The following is a 22573-nucleotide window of genomic DNA, read 5'->3' as shown; positions in this document are numbered from 1 at the left end:
TAATCCGACGGTAATGATAGTTTTGCCTAAACTCTAGTTGCGCTATGAAAACTCCTGACCTCACTGTTGCCCCCACCGCTAGCCTGCCCATCGTGCAGCAGGACCCCTGGCTCGAACCTTACGAACCTGTGCTGCTGGCGCGGCAAGAGCGCCTGCGACAGCGTTTGCAGGAAATTGAGCAGTCGCATGGCTCGCTGAGCAAATTTGCCACCGCTCATCAGCAATTGGGCCTTAACTATGACTCCCGCCGCCGCGGCTACTGGTTTCGGGAGTGGGCGCCGGCGGCCGAAGGGCTGTTTCTGGTGGGCGATTTTAATGGCTGGGACCGCGCCGCCACTCCTCTGAAAAAAGGTGAAAATGGCGTGTGGGAGGTGTTTCTGTCCGATAAAGACTACAAGGAAAGGCTCACGCACCACAGCCGCTATAAAGTGCATGTAGTCACCCAGAAGGGGGCAAAAGACCGCCTGCCGGCCACGCTGCGCCGGGCCGTACAGGACCCCGAGACCAAAGATTATACAGGTCAGGTGTGGCGCCCTGAAGCGCCCTTTATCTGGACTGACCAGAAGTTTCGCATCAATAATTATGTGCGCGAGCCCTTCATTTATGAGTGCCACGTAGGCATGGCTACGGAAGAAGGGAAGGTAGGCAGCTACCTAGAGTTTGCCGAAAAAGTGCTGCCCCGCGTGCAGGCTTTAGGCTATAACTGCTTGCAGCTTATGGCCGTGATGGAGCACCCATATTACGGCTCCTTTGGCTACCATGTGGCTAATTTCTTCGCGGTCTCGTCACGGTTTGGCACACCCGAAGAGCTGAAGCATCTGATAAACGAAGCTCATAACAGGGGCATCGCGGTGCTGCTGGATGTGGTGCATTCGCATGCGGTGAAAAATGAGGCTGAGGGACTAGCCGATTTTGATGGCTCTGGGGGGCAATATTTCCACGCTGGGCCCCGTGGCAACCATCCCGGCTGGGACTCCAAGCTCTTCAACTACGGGCAGCCGGAGGTGCAGCAGTTTTTGCTGTCCAACCTGCGCTACTGGCTGGAAGAGTTTCACTTCGATGGCTTTCGCTTCGATGGGGTGACTTCCATGCTCTACCATCATCACGGCGAGGGCGTGGCGTTCAGTACCTATGCGCAGTATTTTGGCCCCGAGGCCGATGAAGATGCTATTTTGTATCTGCAACTGGCCTCCACGCTGGTGCAGGAACTAAAGCGCGGCGCCTTGCTTATTGCCGAGGATATGAGCGGCTTGCCGGGCTTGTGCCGGCCCATCAGCGAGGGCGGCGTCGGCTTCAACTACCGCCTGGGCATGGGCATTCCTGATTACTGGATTAAGTTGCTCAAGCACCGCCGCGACGAAGACTGGAATCTGGGCGAACTATGGTACACGCTCACCAACCGCCGCGTGGGCGAGAAAACCGTGGCCTACGCCGAGTCGCACGACCAGGCGCTAGTAGGGGATAAAACCCTGGCGCACTGGCTTATGGATGCGGCCATCTACTCGCACATGAGCAAAAATGACCCCGACCCGGTTGTAGCCCGTGGCATGGCGCTGCACAAGATGATTCGCCTTATCACGCTGGCATTGGGTGGAGAAGCCTATCTCACCTTCATCGGCAACGAGTTTGGGCATCCTGAGTGGGTCGATTTTCCGCGGCAGGGCAACGACTGGAGCTACCACTACGCCCGTCGGCAGTGGTCGTTGGCCGATAACCCCGACCTTAAATATCAGTACTTACTGGCCTTCGATAAGGCAATGATAGGCATGGCCAGATCGCGCCGCCTGCTGGCCGCCGGTCATGCGCAACTGCTCAACAATGACCCCGAAAACCAGGTCCTTATTTTCGAGCGTGGGGGGCTGATATTCGTGTTCAATTTCCATGTTGAGCGCAGTGTGCCAGACTACCGATTCTTCGTGCCCAATCCTGGTCGCTACCGTGTCATCCTTTCTTCCGATTCGCCTCAGTTCGATGGCTTCAACCGCGTAGATGACGCCCTGATTTATGAGACTTTCAGGGAAGATGATGTTGACAAATTGAGCCTGTACGTAACGAGCCGCACGGCGTTGGTGCTGGCGCGGGTGTAAGCTTTTATCAGGGCAAATGAGTCAAATTGTGAGAGGTAAACACGGCTGAAAAATATGTCGCAAATACCCCCTTACATTGTCGCATTCACACAGTTTCGCTCTTATGGGGGGCTAATATCTTTGTTGTGTACTCTTTAAAACAACAACGTTATGGCAACTCAGATTTTCGTAAACCTGCCCGTAAAAGACCTCTTCAGGTCGGTGGAGTTTTTTACAAAACTCGGCTACCGCTTCAATCAGCAATTCACGGATGAGAACGCCACGTGCATGATTGTAGGCGAGAACATATACGTTATGCTTTTGGTAGAGCCATTCTTTCAAACTCTCACCAAAAAAGAAATCGTGGATGCTACCAAAAGTACGGAGGCCATTATCTGTCTTTCGGCGGATAGCCGCGAGCAGGTAGATGAGATGATCAGCAAAGCGGTAAATGCTGGTGGTACCATAACCAGAGAGCCTGAGGACCACGGCTATATGTACGGGCATGGGTATCAGGATTTAGATGGCCATCTGTGGGAAGTCATGTACATGGACCCATCCACCGTCATGCCAGAGCAGCCCGTAGCTGAAGCTAGCATCCGATAACAAGACAACACAGCCAGAAAAACGGCTGGCAACTACAAGCGAAACCGCCCTACCAAGCTGTAATAGCTTGGTAGGGCGGTTTCGCTTGTAGGCTGATTTCTTACCGAAAGCGGCGGCCAATTTTAATCCGCTCAATTGCTTCCGCTACCCGCTCGGCGCGCTTCTCGTATTTCTTGGCGCGGGTTATCCACTGCGCGTACTCTTTGCGCTGAGCGTAGGAAAGCTGCTCAAACTTGGCGAGCAGATCGTTTTGAGCCAGCGCATTCGTCAGCTCCGCTGGAATTTCCAGAACGCTTTCTTCAGTGTCGGGGGTCAGCACAACATGCACCGTTTCGCCCCATGTCTTATCAATCGTGTTGCGAATCTGCTTGTGCACGGTCAATATGTGCTCGCCCTCGGGGGTGGGCGTCAGGGGCAAACGAAACGGGAAGCCATCGATGGTGCCGCGCACGTGTAAGGTGCCGCGCTGTCCGTACACTTCGTCCACATTGAAAGGAATGGTCAGGAATACGCCGCCATCGGAGCGGTGTAGCTCAAGCTGGGCGTCGAAGGTTTGCTCAGAGGCGGTAGGGGAGGGAGTCGTCATCAGTCAATTTTTTGACAAAGAAACAACGCTGCCAACTACTACTAGTTCCGGTTGATGGATTGCAGCGCTACTGTTAAGGCTTCCTCGTCGTGAGCCGCAACCACTTTAATACGGTCGGCGGCCACAGAATAAGCGCTTTGCAGGCGCTCCGCCAAGATTTCAGACGCGGCCAGAACCAATGTAGCCCGACGAAGCGCCAACCGCTCCAGCTCCAGAATCCAGCCCCGGTCGTTAAGCGAATCGCGGTCCAGCGCCAGCGAATGCACGTGTAACACCAACGGCCGGCCGGTAAGCTGCCGGATTTCGAGGCCCGCCAACCACACATGCCACTCGGGCGCGTAGATCACGCCGAACTGTTCGCGCAAAGCCAAGCGCGTAGCGAAGCGCGTGTACTGAATTATCTGAAAATTAAGGTCGCCGGGAGATTCTGGCAATGCCGTTAACAGATTGCGTAGCGTAGCCCGCTCAGCCGTAAACTCGATGGGGGGCAAATATTCTGGCTGAACAGTCACGGCTGGCTTGTCCAGGGTCAGATTATCGCCGGGGTGGTCCAGGTCGTGGGCCTCATCTGCTCCGGGCTCCGACGCTTCCACTGCCTGCTCATCGGTCAGGAGAAGGTCTGGGGGGCTATTTTGTGTTAGATAATCCTTCTCATCGGGCGCCGTTTGGCTGAGGCCTGCACTCTCTGCCTTATCCTGCGTTGCGCCTATATACGGCGCGGCCGGCGCTTGCCAGGAGCTAATATCACGCACTGGCTGCAGCTCGTCCAGGTCCGCTAGGGTTAGCGTGTCGAGGCTTGTAATGCGCGCGTTAGAAAGTTGGCCCGTAGGCAGATGCGGCAAAATAGCCGTCAGGGCAGTGCGAGAAGCTAAGGCTTGCAACAGCGGCAGCGAGTCGGGCTGATCCGAGTCGTTGACCTGCGTTGTCTCATCCCAGCCTAACAACAATACCTTGAGATTGGGATTTTCCATGGGAACGGGACGATGACAGGAAAAAAATGGGCAACAAAAAAGCCCTGTAGAAGCTCTACAGTCGTGTTTAACGGATTCTGCTCCTAAGGTTAGGCAATTTTCGCGGTAATCAGTTTTACCTTGCAGACTTATGTGAAAAAACTTTCCGGCGCTGCCGGTATTTTTTTGCCCATCTCAACTGCTGCTTACGCTCATGGCTGATATCATTCAGGAAAATAATTACATGGTGAACGACCTGGCTACCAAGGGGAAGCAAGAGCTTTCGCCCGGCCAGATTGTATCATGCCAGCAAATAGATAACGACTTTCTGTTCACCTGCGACAACGGCGTACAGCTGTGCTTGCAGGTAATCACGGATAAAATACTCCGTTTTCGCTACGCTACGGAAGTTGGCTTCGCGCCCGACTTCAGCTATGCCGTACCCGCCGATCTGCCTCGCGCCGCCCTGGATTTTTTGGAGTTTCGGGAAAAGACTGATCACTACCGTATCACTACCGACCGGCTTATCTGCACCATTGCCAAGGAAAACCTGACCACCCGCGTGCTTGACCGCTCCGGTACGGTGCTTTCGGCCGATGAAAAAGGCTTTCACTGGGAGCACGACGATGACACTGGCAACGACATCGTGAAGATGAGCAAGCACGTGCAGAGCGGCGTGCACTACTATGGCCTCGGCGACAAGCCCGACAATATGAACCTGCGCGGCAAGCGCTTTACCAACTGGGGCACCGACACCTACGGCTACGTAAAAGGCTCTGACCCGCTGTACAAGAACATCCCGTTTTATCTGGAGCTGCACCAGAAAATTGCCCACGGCATTTTCTTCGACAACACGTTCAAAGCCAGCTTCGACTTTGCCGCCGAGCGTGCTGACGTAACCAGCTTCTGGGCCCAAGGTGGCGAGATGAACTATTACTTCCTCTACGGCCCCACGCTTACCGAAGTCACGCAGGAGTACACCCGCCTCACTTGCCCGCCCGAAATGCCCCCCATGTGGGCCCTGGGCTACCATCAGTGCAAGTGGAGCTATTACCCCGAAAGTACATTCAAGGCGATTGGCGCGGGTTTTAGGGAGCGGCAAATTCCCTGCGATGCCCTGTATCTGGACATCGACTACATGGATGGCTACCGGTGCTTTACCTGGAGCCCCACACACTTTCCCGACCCCAAAATCATGGTGCGGGAACTGGCCGCCGATGGCTTCAAAACCATTGTCATCATCGACCCCGGCATCAAGATCGACCCCGAATATTCGGTTTACACCGAAGGCCTAGCCAATGACTACTTCTGCCGTCGCGCCGATGGGCCACTCATGCGCGGCTCGGTGTGGCCGGGCCTGTGCAACTTCCCCGATTTCACCCGCCCCGATGTGCGCGAGTGGTGGGCGGGGCTGTTTAAAGGTCTGATTCAGGAAGATGGCGTGCGCGGCGTATGGAATGACATGAACGAGCCCGCCGTGTTCGAGAAAGGTACCTTCCCCGATGATGTGCGCTTCAACTATGACGGCAACCCCGCCTCGCACAAAAAAGCGCACAACATCTACGGAATGCAGATGGCGCGGGCCACGGCTGCGGGCGTAAAGCAGTTCACGTATCCCAATCGGCCGTTCACCATCACGCGCAGCACTTACGCTGGCGGTCAGCGCTACTCCTCGGCCTGGACCGGCGACAATATTGCCTCCTGGGATCACCTGTGGCTGGCTAATATTCAGTGCCAGCGTCTGAGTATCAGCGGCTTCTCTTTCGTGGGTAGTGATGTGGGGGGCTTTGTGGAAACGCCCGACGGCGAGCTGTATGCCCGCTGGATTGCGCTGGCGGCTTTCCATCCGTTCTTCCGCACCCACTCCAGCGGCGACCACGGCGACCAGGAGCCCTGGTCTTTTGGCGAAGAAGTAACCGATCTGGCGCGCAAGTTTATCAGCCTGCGCTACCAACTGCTGCCTTACGTGTACACTACGTTTTGGCAGTATGTGCAGCAGGGTACACCCATGCTGCGCCCCCTGGCTTTCCTTGACCAGACCGACACGGACACGTATCTGCGCATGGCTGAGTTCAGCCTCGGCGACCACCTGCTCGTGTGCCCCATCACCACCGCCGGCGCCGATGGCCGCTGGATGTATCTGCCCAAAGGCCAGTGGTACTACTGGTGGACGGATGAGGAACGTACTGGTGGCGCCGAAGTGTGGGCAAGTGCCAACCTTGACCGTATACCGCTCTTTGTGAAAGCTGGCGCTGTTATTCCGCTTTATCCGATCTTGCAGTACGTGGGCGAGAAGGTAGTGGAAGAAGTAACCCTGCATGTGTACTACAAAAACGGCACGGAGTACAGCGTCCTTTACGATGATGGGGGCGAAGGCTACGGCTACCAGGAAGGGCACGCCACCACGCGCCGCTTCACGGTAATCGGCACCGACACCAGTCTCACGCTCCGTCAGGAAATTGAAGGCGACTATCAGCCTAGCTTCACCACGTATCGGGTAGTGTTTCACGGTCTGCCTTTCGCGCCGCTGAAGGCTACTACCGACAGCAAATCATCTGCATTGGCGGAAACTACGACTGAGACAGATGCAGTGCTGCCCGAAGTTATCGTGCATGCAGGTTTTGCGGAGGTTGTAATTAAATAACAGCACTTGCTTAGTAAGAATTACTTATGAAAAAGCCCCCCAGAATGTTTCTGGGGGGCTTTTTTGCGCGGAGAAGCCAGTTACACATGTGCCCGCAGATACTGATACACCTCGGGGTTGCTGAGCAGCCCGATATGGCTTTGCTGAGCAAATACGCTGGTAGTCACTATGGTGCCGGCTGGTAGCGCCGGGTCGCCGAAGGTGCGGCCGATGGCGCTGCCGCCACCCACTAGGCCGTCGCCGAAGTAATGGTCGAGGGCTGAGCCCATCGTTTTGAGCAAGGAGCCAACCAGCACATGATAATGCACGCCGGGCAGGGGCGGAACCACGGTGCGGGGGGCAAAAATGTCGTTGGCGCGCGGGTTTTGCCAGTCCTCATCCACCAGCCAGGCATGCCGCAGGTCCTTGATGCCGTTGCTGCGCTGATCCATGGCTTTGCTGAGAAAGCGCGTGGGGGCCACATTTATCTTGCGCAGCAGCACCGACGTTAAGTGGCTGTTTTGCTCCAGAAAAGAGCCGTCGTTGGGTACGCCCAGCATGAATACGGACTTCAGGTGCTTCACCCACGGCGCTTGCTCCTGACCTTTACGAGTACCATAATAGCCTGCACTGCGAATGACTAAGCCGCCCATGGAATGGCCCACCAGCACCAGTTCGCCGATAGCAGCGGCGTGAATCTTGAATAATTTGGTCAGTAACGTGTTGAGCAGCTGGCCATTCTCCGAAATATGCAGGCCGCTATTGTAGCGCACATACAGCGACCGCACACCGGCCTCCTTTTGCAGCAGCGGTCCGTAGCGCGGTGTATCGGCCGCACCCGATTGCCAGATCATCTCATCGCCCATCAGGCCATGCAAAAACACAACGGTTTTTTGCGGCTCACTGCTCAGGCGTAAATCAGCGACGTCGACATCAGCGCCGTGTTGGCGAAAGCTCATCTGAATGGCCCGGCGGTCCTGGCGCTCGGCTAGCTGGTCGCCGATGGCGCCGTTGAGCACCGGTAGGGTAAAATGACGGTACGCCTGACCCGTGCGATACAGAAAATCAAGGCCCGTGACGGGCAAAGCGGCTGCCCGGCGCATAGCCGCTCTGGCCCGCTGCCACCGCGACGACGGCTCTTGGTCTGGCGGTGGGCTATCAGCGTCGGGGTTGGGTACAGAGCTCTCGGGGGGTAATTTTTCGGTCACTGAATCAATAGTTTGCGCGTCAGCGTGCCTTCCGGCGTGCTCAGGCGCAGTAAATAAACGCCCGCAGGTTGGCCCCGCAGACTGATAAGCCGGCCATTGGCGGCGCTGATGGGCGCCGCGCCCTGTCGCTGTACTATCCGGCCAGCGGCATCCGAGATGGTGAAAGGAGCAGTGGCTACACCGGGTTTTTGTAAAGAAGCCAGCGAGAAGTCACCATTGGAGCTGGGATTGGGATAAACAACTAAAGCAGCGTCCAGTTGTGGGTTTCGGTTGGCAGTGACCGTGAGGGGCAGGGTCACGTCATCCACAAACAAAGCGGCAGTAGGAGAAGGTGTTGCACCGGTGCCGGCCACAAAGAAAATGCGCAGCGTATCGGGTGCTGTGGTAGCGGTGTAGGTGATAGGGAGATTGATTTGCCGATAATCGGGTACGCCACCCGTAAGCTGAATCGAGGTTTGTCCGATGATTTGGCCGCTTTTCGACAATACCAAGCCTACTTGGCCCGTCTCGGTTGAGGCTCCGGTGTATTTAAACCAAAACTGCATAGAAGTCGGGCGGGCCGTAAACGGAATGCCGCCGGGCCGCAGCCGCAGGATATCCTCCTGCGTGCGAGGAAGATTATTGGGGTTGATGAGCGGCGTTTCGGTACCGAGTAGCAGTACTGCCGGCACCGGAATAGTACCTACCAGCGGGATGCTTAAGCTCTTAAACATCAGGCGGGCGGCAAACTGTCCGGCATGCGCTTCCGTCGATTTCGATACCCCGTTTATGGCTAAGGGCAAGATTGCCGCTCCAATCTCGTCGGAGGTAATCCATTGTGTGGGCGCTTCTACGTTGCTTGCCGTGACCCAGGCTTCAAAAGTGCCATTCGCTAACGTGCTTTGGGCCGCGGCCGTGCCCGACCACCATAAACCACTGAGTACTAAAAGAGAAAGTAAGGAAGCCTTCATGCAGGTGTCAGATTGAGGTAGGATAAAAGAAGAGCAAAGCAGCGGCCCGCTCAGCTGTAAGATACGGGTACACTACGTTGCTGATTAGCTATTTGGTTGTTTGTTCGAAGCTAATTCGAGCAACAAAAAGAACGCCGCTGCGCTTTTGTAAGAAAATGCAAAAAATCAGGAGGTTCCAGTAGTGCCCGGTAGCCGCGTCCGGCCGAGTATTGCCCCAACCAGTAAGCCGGTAAATAAGCCCCCCAGATGCGCCGCGTGGTCAATATTGCCCCCCAGCCCGCCTACCAGTCCGTTGAGCATAAAATAGAAAACAAACCACAGCATGGTTCGGCGCTGAGAGCGGCCGAAGGGCACTGCACGCGTCAGAAGCAAAGCGAGCAAAAGCCCATACAACCCAAAAATGGCCCCCGAGGCACCCACCGAGTTTACGCCCGCGGTATTCCACCACAAGCTGGCCAAGCTACCCCCGATGCCGCACACCAAAAAGCCCCCCAGCAAGCGCCAACGGCCCAGCAGCGGCTCCAACAACGATCCTAAAAACAACAATCCCAGCCCGTTGAGTAGCAAATGCGCCACGCCGCCGTGCAGAAAACAGCTGGTAAGCAGGCGCCAGGGCTGACCATGCAGGGTGAGAGGCGAAAAATTAGACCCCCACATTACCAGCTCCTCGCCGCCCGGCGCGAGCGGATCGGCGGCCGTTAGCGCTAGGAGCGCATAAATAAGCAAGTTCAGGTCGAGCAGCAGGGGCGTGACGAAGAACGACCCGGCCGGCCACAGCATCGCCCGCAAGCTCCGCAGCAACAGGCGGCCGGTGCTTTCGTCGGGGAGCGGTGGGGGCGGAGGAGGGGGCGGCGCGGGGGCCTCGGCTGGCACAAGGCCGCGCCGCTGCAACTCGCGTACGGCCGCTTGGACCACCGCGGGCGGAAAGCGCTGCGCCTGCCGAGCTAGAAAGAAAAGCTCAGCATCGGTTTTCTGGGCGAATAGATCGAGGGGTTCGTCGGGGTCCATAAGGACAGTAGCCTGATTCTCAGCGCGCCACCGTCAGATCGATGTGATGGGTGGGCTGCTTACCGCCGCGCAGCTCATACAGCATATCCTCCACCGGTGCCAGGGTCTTGAGTACTTCGCTATTCATTGGTGGGCGACCCAGAGAATAGTTTTCGCGCATTTGCTGCAACGACTGCATGCGCCGGTTGGCTACGTCATGCATCATGTTTATGCGCTGCTGCATTACCGGCCGTAGATTATGGTTATACACCAATACGCGCGTTAGCTCGCGCCATTGATCATACACCAGGGAGGCTTTGCCCGGAAACGTCGAGTCTATTTTGGCTATGGCTACCTGGTCGGCCAGAAATTCAGCTTGCTTTTCAGCCTTCCAGAAACGACCCGCCAAGATCAGGTATTTGCCCAAGGGCTTTTTGTCGGTGCGCTCTTTAGCTGGTAAAAGACTCGGCTCCGTTTTTACCTGGGCGGCGGTTTCAACTTCAAAGGTCGGTAGCACATTCAGCTCCACTGACTGTAGCTCTGTGGGAGCTTTCGGCACGACACCTAATGCAGGCGAGGGCTTATGGAACTGGCTATACAGCACGCATCCAACTGCCAGCAGGGCCGCGCCAATAGCGGGCGCCAGCCAGCGCCGCTCAACGGGCTCATTATCATAGTCGTCAGTTGCAAAGTCTTCAGATTCAATAAGGTGAGGGCGGGTCGCTGCTTCGCGCCGATGCAGCTCCTGCTGTGCTGCTGCTACCACATCAGCGTGATACAGGTCTGGATTCTCAAGGTAATAATGAAGCTCGGTATCGGTTTTCTGGGTAAATAAATCAAGTGGAGTAGTTGAGTCTGATGACATGCGTAAGCCGGATAGAAAGTGAGAGATAGGGAGGATAATAAACTCCCCAAGTTGGCAAAAAAGCACGGCAATGCCACCCCTTTTAAGCTGAACCCGCGTATAGTTTAGCAAGTACTTTTTCGCACTAACTACTTCTGCTATGGCAAACGATCAAAACCAACCCGAACAAGAACCCACCGATGGCCGCGCTATCCAGCAGGGCACCGTTTCTCAATCGGATCAGCGCCAGCCCGAAGGCCGCCAGGCGTCCGGTGCCGGCAGAGATTCGTTGCGCGGCCTCAACGCCGATGACAACTCCGGCAGCGGCGGCACCGAAGGCGGCCAGGAAATAAAAGGCAAAAACGTAAGCACCAGCACTACCTACGACACACCCGGCAACGCCGCCGAAGGCGACGTAGGCGGCAGCACAACCAGCAGTGGCACGGGCGTATCGGGTGGTGAAACAGGCCGGGTAAATCTTTAGGCCCCCACCGTACTAGTTTCTTATATCCTTCTTAACCCACCCTAGCTATGGCAAATGACAAAGCAAATCAGGCAACGGCCAACGATGGCTCGAACACGCCGCGCCCCGAAAACCAGCGCGGCGTAGCAGCACAGCAGCAAGGTCAGAAACAGCAAACCGGCCCGGCTGACACCAACGACGGCGACCATGGCGGCAACCGGGGCGGTAATCAGCAAAGCAGCCCCGACGCCAAAGGCAGCAGCAACCGCGGCGACCAGCCCGGCGCTGCTCAGCGCAACCAAGGCGGCGGCTCTGATAAAGAGAAGTCCAACCAAACCAAGAATACCACGGCCGATAAATCGGACTACGGCACCGGCAACGCTGCCAGCAGTGCCGCCAACGACGGTGGTACCATCGACGACGAAAACAACAGTTAATTCAATTTACCCACCCAAACCTACTCTTTAATATCATGGCAAATCATCCCCAAAATACCGACACAACTTCCGAAGACAGCGGCTCAGGCCGCGTAAGCACCACCAATAGCGGTCAGGACGGCACCTCCATTAATAAAGCCTTCTCGGCAGCCAAGAAAGCTGACCAAAAGGAAGAGCAGCAAAGCGGTCAAAACCCCAAAACCACCAGCACTCAGGGCAACATGGGCGATGGCGCCGGCATCCGCGGCGACTACGGCGACAGCGACCAGACCAACGGCATGGAAGGCGAAGATGGCGCCGATATGCGCCGCTCTGCTGAGGCAGGTGGCGAAAGCGAAAACTCCGGCAAATAACGAATAAGCGCCTTTCAGGCGTGAGTATGCAACGGTCCAACGGCTTCGAAGCTGTCGGACCGTTGTCGTTTTAGGGCCACTGATCCGTAAGAGTAAAAGACAGCCGAAATTTGCCCCCCAGCCGCTTTTATTTTGATTTGAGCAAATGCCTGCGGCATGAAGCAACCGCTCCGCTGTATCTTTTCCGCTATGAAAATCTGCAAACGGTGGCGGCCCAACTCGTGGGGGGCTTTTTATGGCTTGGTGGTCGGGCTTAGTCAGCTTAGCAGCACCAACACTGAGGCGCAATCTGGCAATCCTTTGCCGCGCCTTTTGCATGCTGATACGGCCCGTTTTGGCCGAGTGCTGCGCGCCCCGGAGCAGTATCGCGTCCAGATTATCTATACCCAGATAAACCGCGACGCGCAGAACCGGCCGCACTTTCGCTCCTACACCTATGGGGGGCAAAATTTGCGGCGCTACTTCTATCCGGCCAGTACCGTGAAACTGCCGGCCGCCGTGCTGGCGCTCGAAAAGTTGCAAAACCTGCGCGTCCAATATCCGGGGCTAACCCGCGAGTCACCCCTGCGGATCGACTCGGCTTTTGCCGGCCAAACCCGCGTCGACTGGGATTCTACCAATGCCACGCTCCGGCCCAGCATTGGCAATTACATTCGGAAAGTGCTGCTGGTGAGCGATAACGACGCCTACAACCGGCTATATGAGTTTATGGGGCCCGGCCCGCTGAACGCGGCCTTGCAGGCGCGCGGCTACCGGCGGGTGCGCCTGATGCATCGCCTTTCGGTGGGCGACCAAGAACCCGGCTCTCGCCATACCAACCCCATGGTATTTTTTGCCGATTCGTCGTTGCAAATGCCAGTGTATCAGCAGAGAGCTGGACTTTTTGCTGGTGCTTGGCCCCAACTTAAGCTCCAGGGCGAAAAGATCGGTCGGGGCTATATGCAAGGCGATGAGCTAATACAAGAGCCCCTCGACTTCAGCACCAAGAACTACATTTCCCTGGCCGATTTGCAAGGTGTGCTCCGAGCCATCATGTTTCCCGAAAGCCTGCCAGCAAAACGACGCTTTCAGCTCGCCGCTGCTGATTATCAGTTTCTGCAGCGCTACCTGTCCATGCTGCCCCGGCAGAGCCGCGCCCCGCGCTACGACTCGCTGGAATACCCCGACAACTACGCCAAGTTTTTGCTGGCGGGCGGACCGGCCGGTCCTTTGCCCCCCGGCGTGCGCATCTTCAACAAAATAGGGCAGGCCTACGGCTTTCTGATCGATAACGCCTACATCATGGATGAGGCGCGAGGCGTGGAGTTTCTACTATCGGCCGTGATCTATACCAATGCCGATGGCATTCTCAACGACGACCAATATGAGTATGATGCAATTGGCTTTCCATTCATGCGCGATTTAGGCCAGGCCGTGTATCAGTATGAACTAAAGCGCCCCCGCCGCAACAGGCCCGATTTAAGTCAATTCAAAGAAGTGCAACTGAAGTAATTTAGTAAATCACGTAACCTTTTATGACTAAGTGAATCCACCGTAAAAGTCTGTTTTCAAGTATTTTAAATGAATAACTGGGTGTTAAAGCTCAACTGTTAAATATCTTTTGAAGCTGACCAGCAACTAATAGTTGAATGAAGAGTAAACACCAGTACTCGGAACTCAGCTATGTATTCGTCAGGCCTTTTTGGCGCTTGTCGGCTGCGTGAAAAGTGGCCGCTATATTGCATGAGTACCAAGCCTGCCTTCACCTATAGGCAAGCTACTGAGAACAAAAAATGCCCCCCAGCGAGCTAATTTCCCCCAATATGCATGGCCTACGGGTCGTCACAACGCCGGACTATTACCACCGGCAGGTGCGGGAAACCCCAGATAGTGAGCTGGTTAATCTCGCAGAATTTATTCCCAGCATCATACTGGACATCCGCTACGCCACTGCTGCCAATTTATTAGGCCGGCCTTTGTACCAAGCGCCCAAAGCCTTTCTGCGCCGCCCGGCTGCAGCCGCCCTGCGGGCTGTTCAGGAGGAGTTGGCTACTGTCGGAATTGGACTAAAGGTGTTTGACGCGTATCGGCCATATAGTGCTACTGTGGCCTTCTATGATCATGTGCGTGATGAAACCTACGCTGCTCCTCCGTGGCGAGGCTCGCGTCATAATCGGGGCTGCGCCGTGGATGTAACGCTGGTGAGCTTAAGTACGGGCGAGGAACTTGTCATGCCCACCGACTTCGATGACTTAACCCCTGCTGCCCACGCTGATTTTTCGGAAGTTCCGGCGCTGGCTCAGCTAAATAGGGCGGTTCTGCGGGCTGTTATGAGCCGCCACTGCTTTGAGCAATACCCTGGTGAGTGGTGGCATTTCGATCATAAGTGCTGGGAAAATCAAGACTTAATGGACCTGGAGTTCGCTGATTTACAGGCGTAGCCCAGATCGGGTACTGGCCCACAGGTTGGCCGATACCTCAGATAAATAGCGGTAAATGTGCGTTTTGTGTCGGCTACGAGCGTTGAGCTATGTAATTTGCAGGCGTCTTACCCGTTTATGTGCCGATGCCCCCATTGCTTTCCACTGATTTCCGTGCTTTCTTTTTCCTATTAACGTTGTGCGGGCTACTATGTGGCCCCGCTGCTCGTAGCCAAAATGCTCCCCCGAAACGGGAAATGCGTGGTGTTTGGATTGCCAGCGTCGAGAATATTGATTGGCCCAGCCGCCGTTCGCTCACGCCCGACCAGCAGCGCCGCGAGTATACCCAGATGCTCGACACGCAGAAAAAGAATGGCATTAATGCCGTATTTGTGCAGATTCGGCCCGCTGCCGATGCTTTCTATCAAAGCGACCTGGAGCCCTGGAGTAAGTGGCTGACCGGCCAGCAGGGCAAAGCCCCCAGCCCCGCCTACGACCCGCTTCCTTTCCTGATCGATGAAGCCCACGCCCGCGGCATGGAGTTTCATGCGTGGTTCAACCCGTATCGCGCTTCCCTCGATTCGGTGACGAGTAAGCTGGCCGCAAATCATCCGTATCGGCAGCATCCTGAGTGGTTTTTGCGCTATTCCGGCAAGCTGCTCTTCAATCCGGGCTTGCCCGAAGTGCGGAACTATATCAACAAAGTCATCCTGGACGTGGTGCGCCGCTACGATATTGATGGGGTGCATTTCGATGACTATTTCTATCCCTATCCCGAAGCCGGCCAGGTTATTCGCGACGAGGCAGCCTTCCAGCAGCACAACCCCGATCAGCTGAAACTGGCCGACTGGCGCCGTCAGAACGTGAACACGCTGGTGCGGGATCTGCACACCAATATTCAAAGTACCAAGCGCTGGGTGAAGTTCGGGATTTCGCCGTTTGGCGTCTGGATGAATCAAACCAGCAATCCGGAAGGCTCAAACTCGGCTGCATTCGAGGGCTACTCAGGCCTTTATGCCGATGCTCGCCTGTGGATGCAGCAGGGCTGGGTCGACTATATTTTGCCCCAGCTTTATTGGAGCACTACGTTCAAAGTGGCCTCTTACCCTGTGCTGCTGGACTGGTGGGCGCGCAACCGCTTCGACCGTCATTTGTATATCGGGCAGGGGGCGTATCGTATTTTCGAAACCAGCAAGCGTGACCCATCATGGCGCGACCCCACGGAGCTGCCCCGCCAGATTCGTCTCAACCGCTCGTATCCGACGCAGGTGGGCGGCAGCGTATTTTTCAGCTCCAAGTCATTGGTAGCCAACCCGCTGCACGTAGCCGATACCCTGCGCCAAAACTTATTCCGCTACCCGGCCTTGGTGCCCACCATGCCCTGGATGGATGCCGTGCCACCTCGTCCGGCTCAAAACCTGGTCCTGACGCGCACTGGTCGGGCCGTAACCTTATTTTGGCAACCCGGTCCTGCTGCCACCGACGGCGATGTGGCCCGCTACTTTGTGGTTTACCGCTTCGGTCCCGGCGAAACGCCCGCCCCCGACGACCCACGCCACATCGTGGCCCTCGTGCCGCGGCCCGCTAACAACCAGCCCGCTCTGGTAGATACCACCGCCCGCCCCGGCGTGGAGTATGCGTATTATATCACCGCCGTCGACCGCCTTCACAATGAAAGCCCGCCCGTGCGCGCCAGCACCGGAGCCGGCTCACCAGTGCTGGTGGCGCAGGCTCCGCCGGTAGTGCCCACGCCGGCACCCGCTGCTCCGCCTGTAGCCTCTACGCCGCCGGTCCGGTCCGGCCCACCCGTTGCGCCCCGCCCTACCATCAGCCGACCCGCACCGAACACCACCAGCAAAACTAAAGTGAAGATGAAAAAGCGCAAGCGTGGAGGTTTGCTGGAACGCGTATTCGGCCGGTAACTGGCATCAGTAATCTAAATAGTAAGCTTAACACCACAAAAAAGCCCCCCAGATACACGTCTGGGGGGCTTTTTTGTGGTGTTAAGTCGACAATAGCTCAATATATAATGCGTACAAGCTGCTACGCAGCCCTACCGACGCAGCTTTTGGTTCTTCACGGTAAGTATCTATGGCGTGCGTCTGTAGGGCTATTTACATTATCTATAATAGGTATAGTTTTATTTTAAATGGTATTTATACCATATATTGATAGCGTTGACACTACTCCTTTTTCACTTTAATTCTTCCTTTTATGCGTAACACTTACCCATTGAGGCTGGTCCTGCCATTAGGCTGGCTTCTCATGTGCGTGCTATTGACTACGCAGCTGGCGGCGCAGCCCGGTGGCACACGCCAGCCCTACACCTTGCAGGGGCGCGTCGTGGATGAGCGCGGGCAGGCGCTGCCTGGTGCTACGGTCTTGCTGGGGGGCACTACATTCGGCACGGCCACCAGCGCCGATGGCTCCTACAGCCTGCCGGTGCAGGTGACGCCCGGTGCTTATACACTTTCGGTTTCCATTATCGGCTTTCGGTCTCAGTTCAAACCTATCAATCTGGGCAGTACCCCAACCGTAACTACCGACGTCACGCTCACAGAAGCGGTCCAGACCTTGGATGATGTGGTAGTGACAGGCTCCACGATAAGTGTGAACAAGCGGGAGCTAGGCAACGCTATCAACACGGTGACGGCCCGCGACCTGGAGCAGACCGGCACGGGCGGGGCGCTCAATGCTTTGCAGGGCAAATTGCCCGGCGCGCAAATCGTGCAGAACTCCGGCGACCCTTCGGGCTCTATGTCGGTGCGACTACGGGGCATTCACTCGCTGCGGGGCTCTTCCGATCCTTTGTATGTAATTGATGGCGTAATTGTGAGTAATAACAGCGCGAACGTGTCGCAGCTGGCGGCGGGACCGGACATTGGAACTGCGAATGCCGGCCAGAACCGCCTCGCCGACCTCAACCCCAATGACATTGCCAGTATCAACGTCATCAACGGTGCGGCAGCGGCGGCGCAGTATGGCTCGCGGGCCTCAAATGGGGTAGTACTTATTACCACCAAACGCGGCAAGACAGGTGCGGCGCGGGTATCCGCTTACGCTAGCTTTAATATAAATGAGCTGCGCAAATCAGTGCCCGTGAACACCTTTGGTCAGCAGTTTGGCTTCGAGGGTCTACGCCTGTACACGATTGGTGCTCCCACACCTGCGCAGATAGCTGCCAACCCCGGCGTCACAACCATCGGCATCACACGGGCCGGAGCTACCACCCAATTGGCCACCAACCTGGTAGAAACACCGCGCTACGACTATTTCAACGATATTTTCCGGACGGGCTATGGTACTGATAATGGTGTTTCCATCTCAGGCGGGGCCGAGCGGACGCAGTATCTGGTTTCGGTTGGCTATCTGAAAAATCAGGGTATCATTGATGGGACCGAATTTACGCGCTACAACGTGCGGGCCCGCGTTGACCAGCGCCTGGCCAGCTGGATTCGGGCTTCGGCCGGGGTAGCTTATAACAATAGCTTTTCGGATGAAAAGGCCAACGGCAACGTGTTCTATAGCCCTATCAACTCAATAAACATCACCAACAACATCTACGACATAAACCGGCGCGACCCCAATGGCAATCTGCTGGCCGTAGAGCCTACCCGCGTTAACCCCCTGTCCACCATCGAGGACATGAAGTTTACGCAGCGTATCAACCGCACCATCACCGACCTACAGGTGAATCTGACGCCGTTTAGAGGATTTTCGGTGGATTATATTCTGGGGGTAGACACGTACGCGCAAGTGGGCGAGAACTACATTCGACCCTACCCATATCAGGCCGCGGCCGGCCTGCCATTACAGCGCTATCCATCGGGTTTCGCAGCCAATGCCAATAATAACGTGCTTCAGCTCAACTCCGATGTGAACGTGGGCTACGACCGGCAGCTCACCGAAGATTTCAAGGTTACGCTGCTGGCCGGTTATAGCTACCAGTACCTGCGCGGAGAGTTGGTGCGCACGCAGGGGCAAAACCTGGCGCCGTTTATCACCACCGTTAGTGGGGCGGCCAGCAACACCGTAGCTTCCAACGCTGATCTGGACCAATTCGATTTGAGTGGCATTTTCGGGCAGGCCACTTTTGGATTTCGCAACCTGGCTTTCCTCACGGGCGCTATTCGCCGCGACCGGTCGTCGAAATTCTCATCCTCCGAAACCAACCAATACTACCCTAAGGTGAGCGGCTCGCTGGTGCTCTCCGATCTGGGCTTCTGGAAGGATGCGGCGTACGCCAAGACCTTCAATTCGCTGAAGCTGCGCGCCAGCTACGGTGAGGCCGGCAACCTGAACGGCATTGGCTCCTACGACCGGTTTTACCAGTTTACTCCCATTGGCTTTCAAGGCCGCAATACTTTCCTACCCAACGCGCGGCTAGCAAACCCCCGGGTGCGGCCAGAGCGCGTGGCGGAGATGGAAGTAGGAGCCGACCTGGGCTTTTTCAACGACCGCCTGGGCTTGGGCGTAACAGTGTACAATCAGAAAACCACGGATCTGGTGGTAGACCGGCCACTGGCGCCGTCGCGGGGCGGCTCATCCATCGTTGAGAACGTGGCCCGGCTTAATAACAAAGGCGTGGAAGTGCAGCTGAGCGCTGTGCCGGTGCGAACTGCCGATTTCAGCTGGGACTTCACGGCCATCTTCAGCCGCAACCGCAATAAGATTGTGGATCTGGTGGGTTCGTCGGCTATACTCGTCGATAACGTAGCTGGCGCGCCGGTATATCTTATTAATGGACAGCCAGCGGGCGTGTTTTATGGCTCGGCTTATGCCCGCAACCCCGATGGTTCGCTGCTGCTGACTCCGCAGGGCTTTCCGCAGGACGAGCGCACCACGGGCCAAGGCGTTGGCTCGATTGATTTTACGCCTGCCCGTAACGGCGAAGGTCAGCCCAGCTATGCACCGGGCACTACCATTGCCAACGTAGTTATCGGCAACCCCAACCCGGACTGGACCGGGTCGTTCAGCACCAGCTTCACTTACAAGAAACTCTCCTTGCGGGTGCTGCTCGATGCCGTGCAGGGCGTGGACGTATTTAATGCCGACTACCGTACCCGCCAGGGCGTGGGCCTGGGCGACTTGGCCGAGCAGGAACTGCGGGGTGAGCTGCCGCGCGGCTACATCTTCGCCGTGTATAACACCCAGGAATTCCGCATTGACGATGGCTCGTTTGTGAAGCTCCGCGAGGCGGCTCTGACGTACACCCTGCCTGCCATCAGTAAGTTTATCAGCGACCTTAATGTGTCGCTCATTGGTCGCAACCTGTACTCGTGGGATGACTACAAGGGCTTCGACCCCGAAACCAGCGCGGGTGGCGCTTCCGACTTGTTTCGGGCAGTGGACTTTGGCAATGTGCCCATTCCGCGCACTTACCAGCTCCGGTTGTCGGCCACATTCTAATGAGGTCTCCTGTTCTCCAAACTCGCCATTTCATGAAAAAGATACTGATACTGCTGGCTGTGCTGTCGATGGCGACGAGCAGCTGCGACAAAGAATACCTGAACCCCAGCACCGCCAGCGACGTGCAGGTGCTGACCAACGCCGACGGCCTGATTACGGTGTGCAACGGCTTGCAGGCGCGCTTCACGACGGGCGGGGCGCTGAGCCCGCTGTATAATACCGTGGCCGCTGGTGGCCTGAGCACCCGTGAGTTGAGGATTATAAACGTCGGCAACATCGAGGAGTTTAACGTCAGCCTCGGGGCCGGCAACGTGACGAATCTCAACGGCGTAGTGCGCAACCTCTGGACGCAGTCGCAACTGGTGCGCGCCAATGCCGACCTCGTGCTCGCCAATGCCAACAACGCTGCTGACCCAGGCACCCGAAGCGGCATTGTGGCGTACGCCAGTGTCTTCCGGGCCCTGGCAATTGGTACTCTGGCGCAGAATTTCGAGCAGATCTCTATTGTAACCCAAGCCAACGCTCCCTTCGTGAGCCGCGTGCAGGCGCTACAATCGGCCGTGGAGCAGCTAGAGGCCGCCGCTGCGCAACTGAATACCGCGCCTGTATCAGCGGATTTCAACAGTAAAATTATTGGGGGCATTAACCTGCCCAACACCGTGCAGGCCCTCATTGCCCGCTACAGCCTGATGGCCGGGGACTACGACAAAGCCATAGCAGCCGCGGGGCGGGTAGATCTGGCAAGCCGTTCGGTATTCAGTTTCGACGAGCTGGCCCGCAATCCAATATTCGAGGTTGCTTTCGGCAACCGCAACGTGTTTGAGCCCACTGACGCGAATCTGGGCCTGACAGGAGCGCTAGCGCCCGAAGCCGGCGACCGGCGAATCCCGTTTTATACCCGCGCCAACGCCACCTCCACACAAAATCTGGGCACCGGCTTTTATAGCGCCAGCGCGGCACCTGTTCCGGTGTATGTGCCCGGCGAGATGCTGCTTATCCGGGCCGAAGCCTACGCCCGCAAAAACGATCTGGCCAACGCCGTTCTGGAGCTGAACCGGGTGCGCACCAGCACCGCTGCTGCCACTACGACGGGTGCTTTTCCTACGGCGCCTCCCGGTGCCGGTCTGGCACCGTACGCCGGTCCGCTTACGCAGCAGGCGCTACTGTTGGATATTCTGCGCAACCGCTTTGTGGAGCTTGCTTTCCAGGGTTTCCGGCTGGAGGACAGCCGGCGCTTCAACCGCCCCGGTCCGGGCGCGGCGGGCTCCGAGCGCAACCGTAACTTCTATCCATACCCGCGCACGGAGCGCGAGAACAACCCCGTCACCCCCGATGACCCTGCGGCGTAGTGTCAACTAAAAATTAAACGCACAAAAAAGCCCCCCAGAAGTTCTGGGGGGCTTTTTTGATGAATGCAAAAATGCTGGGCTACAGCGCCTTCACATCCAAGATCAAACTCGCGCCAGTAGCTGTCCGGTTCAGGCCAGTTACCGTGAAGATTACATACTGGTCGCCGCCCCGCACGCGGGCCACATACACGTCGCCTACCAGTACGTTGGCTACGCTGGCTACCTGATTAGCAGCGGTGGCCGTGAGATAAGTCTGACGGATGCTGTTCAACGTAGCAGCATTGTATACTGCGGCCGTCGTTTTAACCAAGCGGGTAGTGTTCAGGGCATCCAGCTTTACTTGGTTGGTGGCAATGCTGGTGATGGCAATATCCTTCACCGTAGCCGCGTCGGCAGCCGTGGCCGCACTGAAGGTGGCGAAGTTGAACGCTGCCTGGTCGCCGCCGGTGGTGCCGGTGTAGCTGAGCGTGATGGGGCGCACCGCCGCCAGTGCCGTAGCTGCCGCAGGCGTGATTGGAGCCGAAGAAACCGAAGCCGTACGAGCCGGCGTGCGCACTTTCGCCTCAAAGCGGAAGGTAACAGCCTGCCCGGCCGAGTTGGCTGGCACCGGGGCGTCAACGTTCAGGGTAGTAGCGGCGCCGGTTTGGGCCCCAACAGCGGGCAAGCGCTGGCGCAGCAGGCGCCGCTCGGCAGTTGTGCCTACGCGCACGTAGGTAATCAGGCTGTCGAGGTCTTTGTAGAGAATGCTGGTGGCCGGCGTGGTAGCCGTGGCCGACGTCACGCCGTTCACGTTCAGCGTCAGGTTGTAACGTACCACGTCGCCGGACACTACGGGGCCAGCGGTGGGCGCGGTTACGTTCGAGACACTGTTGATGCGAATAGTTGGCGTGGGCTCAGCCACCCGGAAAGCAGCCGAGCGGGTTTTGGATTGACCATTTTGGCTAACCACGCGCACATCTACCCGAATGATTGCTTTATTGGCCGCCTGGGGCACCACGTAGCGCACTACCAATGTATCGGCCCGCTTGATACGCGAATAAGCCGGCTGATACGGAATGGTTTGTACTACCACGGAGTCGCGGCTGGGCTCTACTTTTTGCAGCACCAACACTTCCCGGATTGGCTCGCCCTGAGAGGCGAAGTTTATCTCCAATGGTACTGTTTCCCCCACGGCATACTTGGTGTCGGGGGTAAAGCTGGTGTTGGCCAGAACCGTCGGGAGTTGCGGCCCGACCTCGGTGTAGTTTTCGTCCAGCTCATCATCGCAGCTGGTGATGAGGCCCGAAAGCGTCAGCAGCAGGAGGGGAGCGTAGCGTTTTAAAATATGCTTCATATGCAGCGTT

General features: G+C 56.9%; 18 protein-coding genes. 11 read left to right on the top strand and 7 right to left on the bottom strand.

The genetic code is table 11. The features are described from left to right. Nucleotides 1-44: 44 nt before the first annotated feature. On the top strand, nt 45-2087 hold the full coding sequence (locus tag IEW06_RS00275; protein ID WP_188547132.1) for an alpha-amylase family glycosyl hydrolase: 2043 nt from the start codon (nt 45-47) through the stop codon (nt 2085-2087). 150 nt (nt 2088-2237) lie between these two features. Further along, nucleotides 2238-2672, top strand: a complete 435-nt coding sequence (locus tag IEW06_RS00270; protein WP_187731275.1) for a VOC family protein — start codon at nt 2238-2240, stop codon at nt 2670-2672. A 100-nt stretch (nt 2673-2772) separates the two neighbouring features. Here the strand turns inward: IEW06_RS00270 and IEW06_RS00265 are convergent, their stop codons facing one another. Together IEW06_RS00265 and IEW06_RS00260 are read right to left on the bottom strand one after the other, a co-directional pair. Beyond that, complete coding sequence (locus IEW06_RS00265; protein WP_187731276.1) at nt 2773-3258, bottom strand: DUF1905 domain-containing protein; 486 nt, start codon at nt 3256-3258, stop codon at nt 2773-2775. 41 nt (nt 3259-3299) lie between these two features. Continuing rightward, nucleotides 3300-4229 carry a glycosyltransferase gene (locus IEW06_RS00260; protein WP_188547130.1) on the bottom strand — a complete coding sequence of 310 codons (930 nt, stop codon included), beginning with the start codon at nt 4227-4229 and terminating at the stop codon, nt 3300-3302. A 193-nt stretch (nt 4230-4422) separates the two neighbouring features. Between IEW06_RS00260 and IEW06_RS00255 the strand changes: the two genes are divergently transcribed. Further along, nucleotides 4423-6852, top strand: a complete 2430-nt coding sequence (locus IEW06_RS00255) for a glycoside hydrolase family 31 protein (RefSeq protein ID WP_223284401.1) — start codon at nt 4423-4425, stop codon at nt 6850-6852. A gap of 80 nt (nt 6853-6932) precedes the next feature. Here IEW06_RS00255 and IEW06_RS00250 read toward each other — a convergent pair whose 3' ends face one another. From IEW06_RS00250 to IEW06_RS00235, 4 genes are all read right to left on the bottom strand, one after another. Then, entirely contained in the window at nt 6933-8039 is a 1107-nt protein-coding gene (locus tag IEW06_RS00250) for an esterase/lipase family protein (protein ID WP_187731279.1), read from the bottom strand. Further along, complete coding sequence (locus IEW06_RS00245) at nt 8036-8989, bottom strand: T9SS type A sorting domain-containing protein (protein ID WP_188547128.1); 954 nt, start codon at nt 8987-8989, stop codon at nt 8036-8038. The genes IEW06_RS00250 and IEW06_RS00245 overlap by 4 nt, the downstream gene beginning before the upstream one ends. Nucleotides 8990-9154: 165 nt before the next feature. Then, nucleotides 9155-9997, bottom strand: a complete 843-nt coding sequence (locus IEW06_RS00240; protein ID WP_188547126.1) for a rhomboid family intramembrane serine protease — start codon at nt 9995-9997, stop codon at nt 9155-9157. Between the two features lie 19 nt (nt 9998-10016). Next, nucleotides 10017-10841 carry a hypothetical protein gene (locus IEW06_RS00235; RefSeq protein ID WP_187731283.1) on the bottom strand — a complete coding sequence of 275 codons (825 nt, stop codon included), beginning with the start codon at nt 10839-10841 and terminating at the stop codon, nt 10017-10019. 139 nt (nt 10842-10980) lie between these two features. Between IEW06_RS00235 and IEW06_RS00230 the strand changes: the two genes are divergently transcribed. From IEW06_RS00230 to IEW06_RS00195, 8 genes are all read left to right on the top strand, one after another. Beyond that, complete coding sequence (locus tag IEW06_RS00230; RefSeq protein ID WP_187731284.1) at nt 10981-11304, top strand: hypothetical protein; 324 nt, start codon at nt 10981-10983, stop codon at nt 11302-11304. 47 nt (nt 11305-11351) lie between these two features. Continuing rightward, nucleotides 11352-11720, top strand: coding sequence for a hypothetical protein (locus IEW06_RS00225; RefSeq protein ID WP_187731285.1), 369 nt, complete (start codon nt 11352-11354; stop codon nt 11718-11720). 35 nt (nt 11721-11755) lie between these two features. Next, a complete protein-coding gene (locus tag IEW06_RS00220; RefSeq protein WP_187731286.1) occupies nt 11756-12073 on the top strand; it encodes a hypothetical protein in 318 nt (105 codons plus the stop codon). Between the two features lie 189 nt (nt 12074-12262). Next, entirely contained in the window at nt 12263-13564 is a 1302-nt protein-coding gene (locus IEW06_RS00215; protein WP_188547124.1) for a serine hydrolase, read from the top strand. Between the two features lie 311 nt (nt 13565-13875). Continuing rightward, entirely contained in the window at nt 13876-14493 is a 618-nt protein-coding gene (locus IEW06_RS00210) for a M15 family metallopeptidase (RefSeq protein WP_187731287.1), read from the top strand. 236 nt (nt 14494-14729) lie between these two features. Further along, nucleotides 14730-16394, top strand: a complete 1665-nt coding sequence (locus IEW06_RS00205; protein WP_223284403.1) for a glycoside hydrolase family 10-like protein — start codon at nt 14730-14732, stop codon at nt 16392-16394. A gap of 292 nt (nt 16395-16686) precedes the next feature. Then, the gene (locus IEW06_RS00200) at nt 16687-19881 is read left to right on the top strand and encodes a SusC/RagA family TonB-linked outer membrane protein (RefSeq protein WP_188547122.1); all 3195 of its coding nucleotides are present in this window, start codon (nt 16687-16689) and stop codon (nt 19879-19881) included. A 32-nt stretch (nt 19882-19913) separates the two neighbouring features. After that, a complete protein-coding gene (locus IEW06_RS00195) occupies nt 19914-21230 on the top strand; it encodes a RagB/SusD family nutrient uptake outer membrane protein (RefSeq protein WP_188547120.1) in 1317 nt (438 codons plus the stop codon). A gap of 79 nt (nt 21231-21309) precedes the next feature. Here the strand turns inward: IEW06_RS00195 and IEW06_RS00190 are convergent, their stop codons facing one another. Continuing rightward, complete coding sequence (locus IEW06_RS00190; protein WP_187731289.1) at nt 21310-22563, bottom strand: hypothetical protein; 1254 nt, start codon at nt 22561-22563, stop codon at nt 21310-21312. Nucleotides 22564-22573: the final 10 nt, after the last annotated feature.

The sequence above is a fragment of the Hymenobacter qilianensis genome (assembly GCF_014638675.1).
GTDB lineage: Bacteria > Bacteroidota > Bacteroidia > Cytophagales > Hymenobacteraceae > Hymenobacter > Hymenobacter qilianensis.
This window is presented reverse-complemented; position numbering and strand designations above follow the sequence as displayed.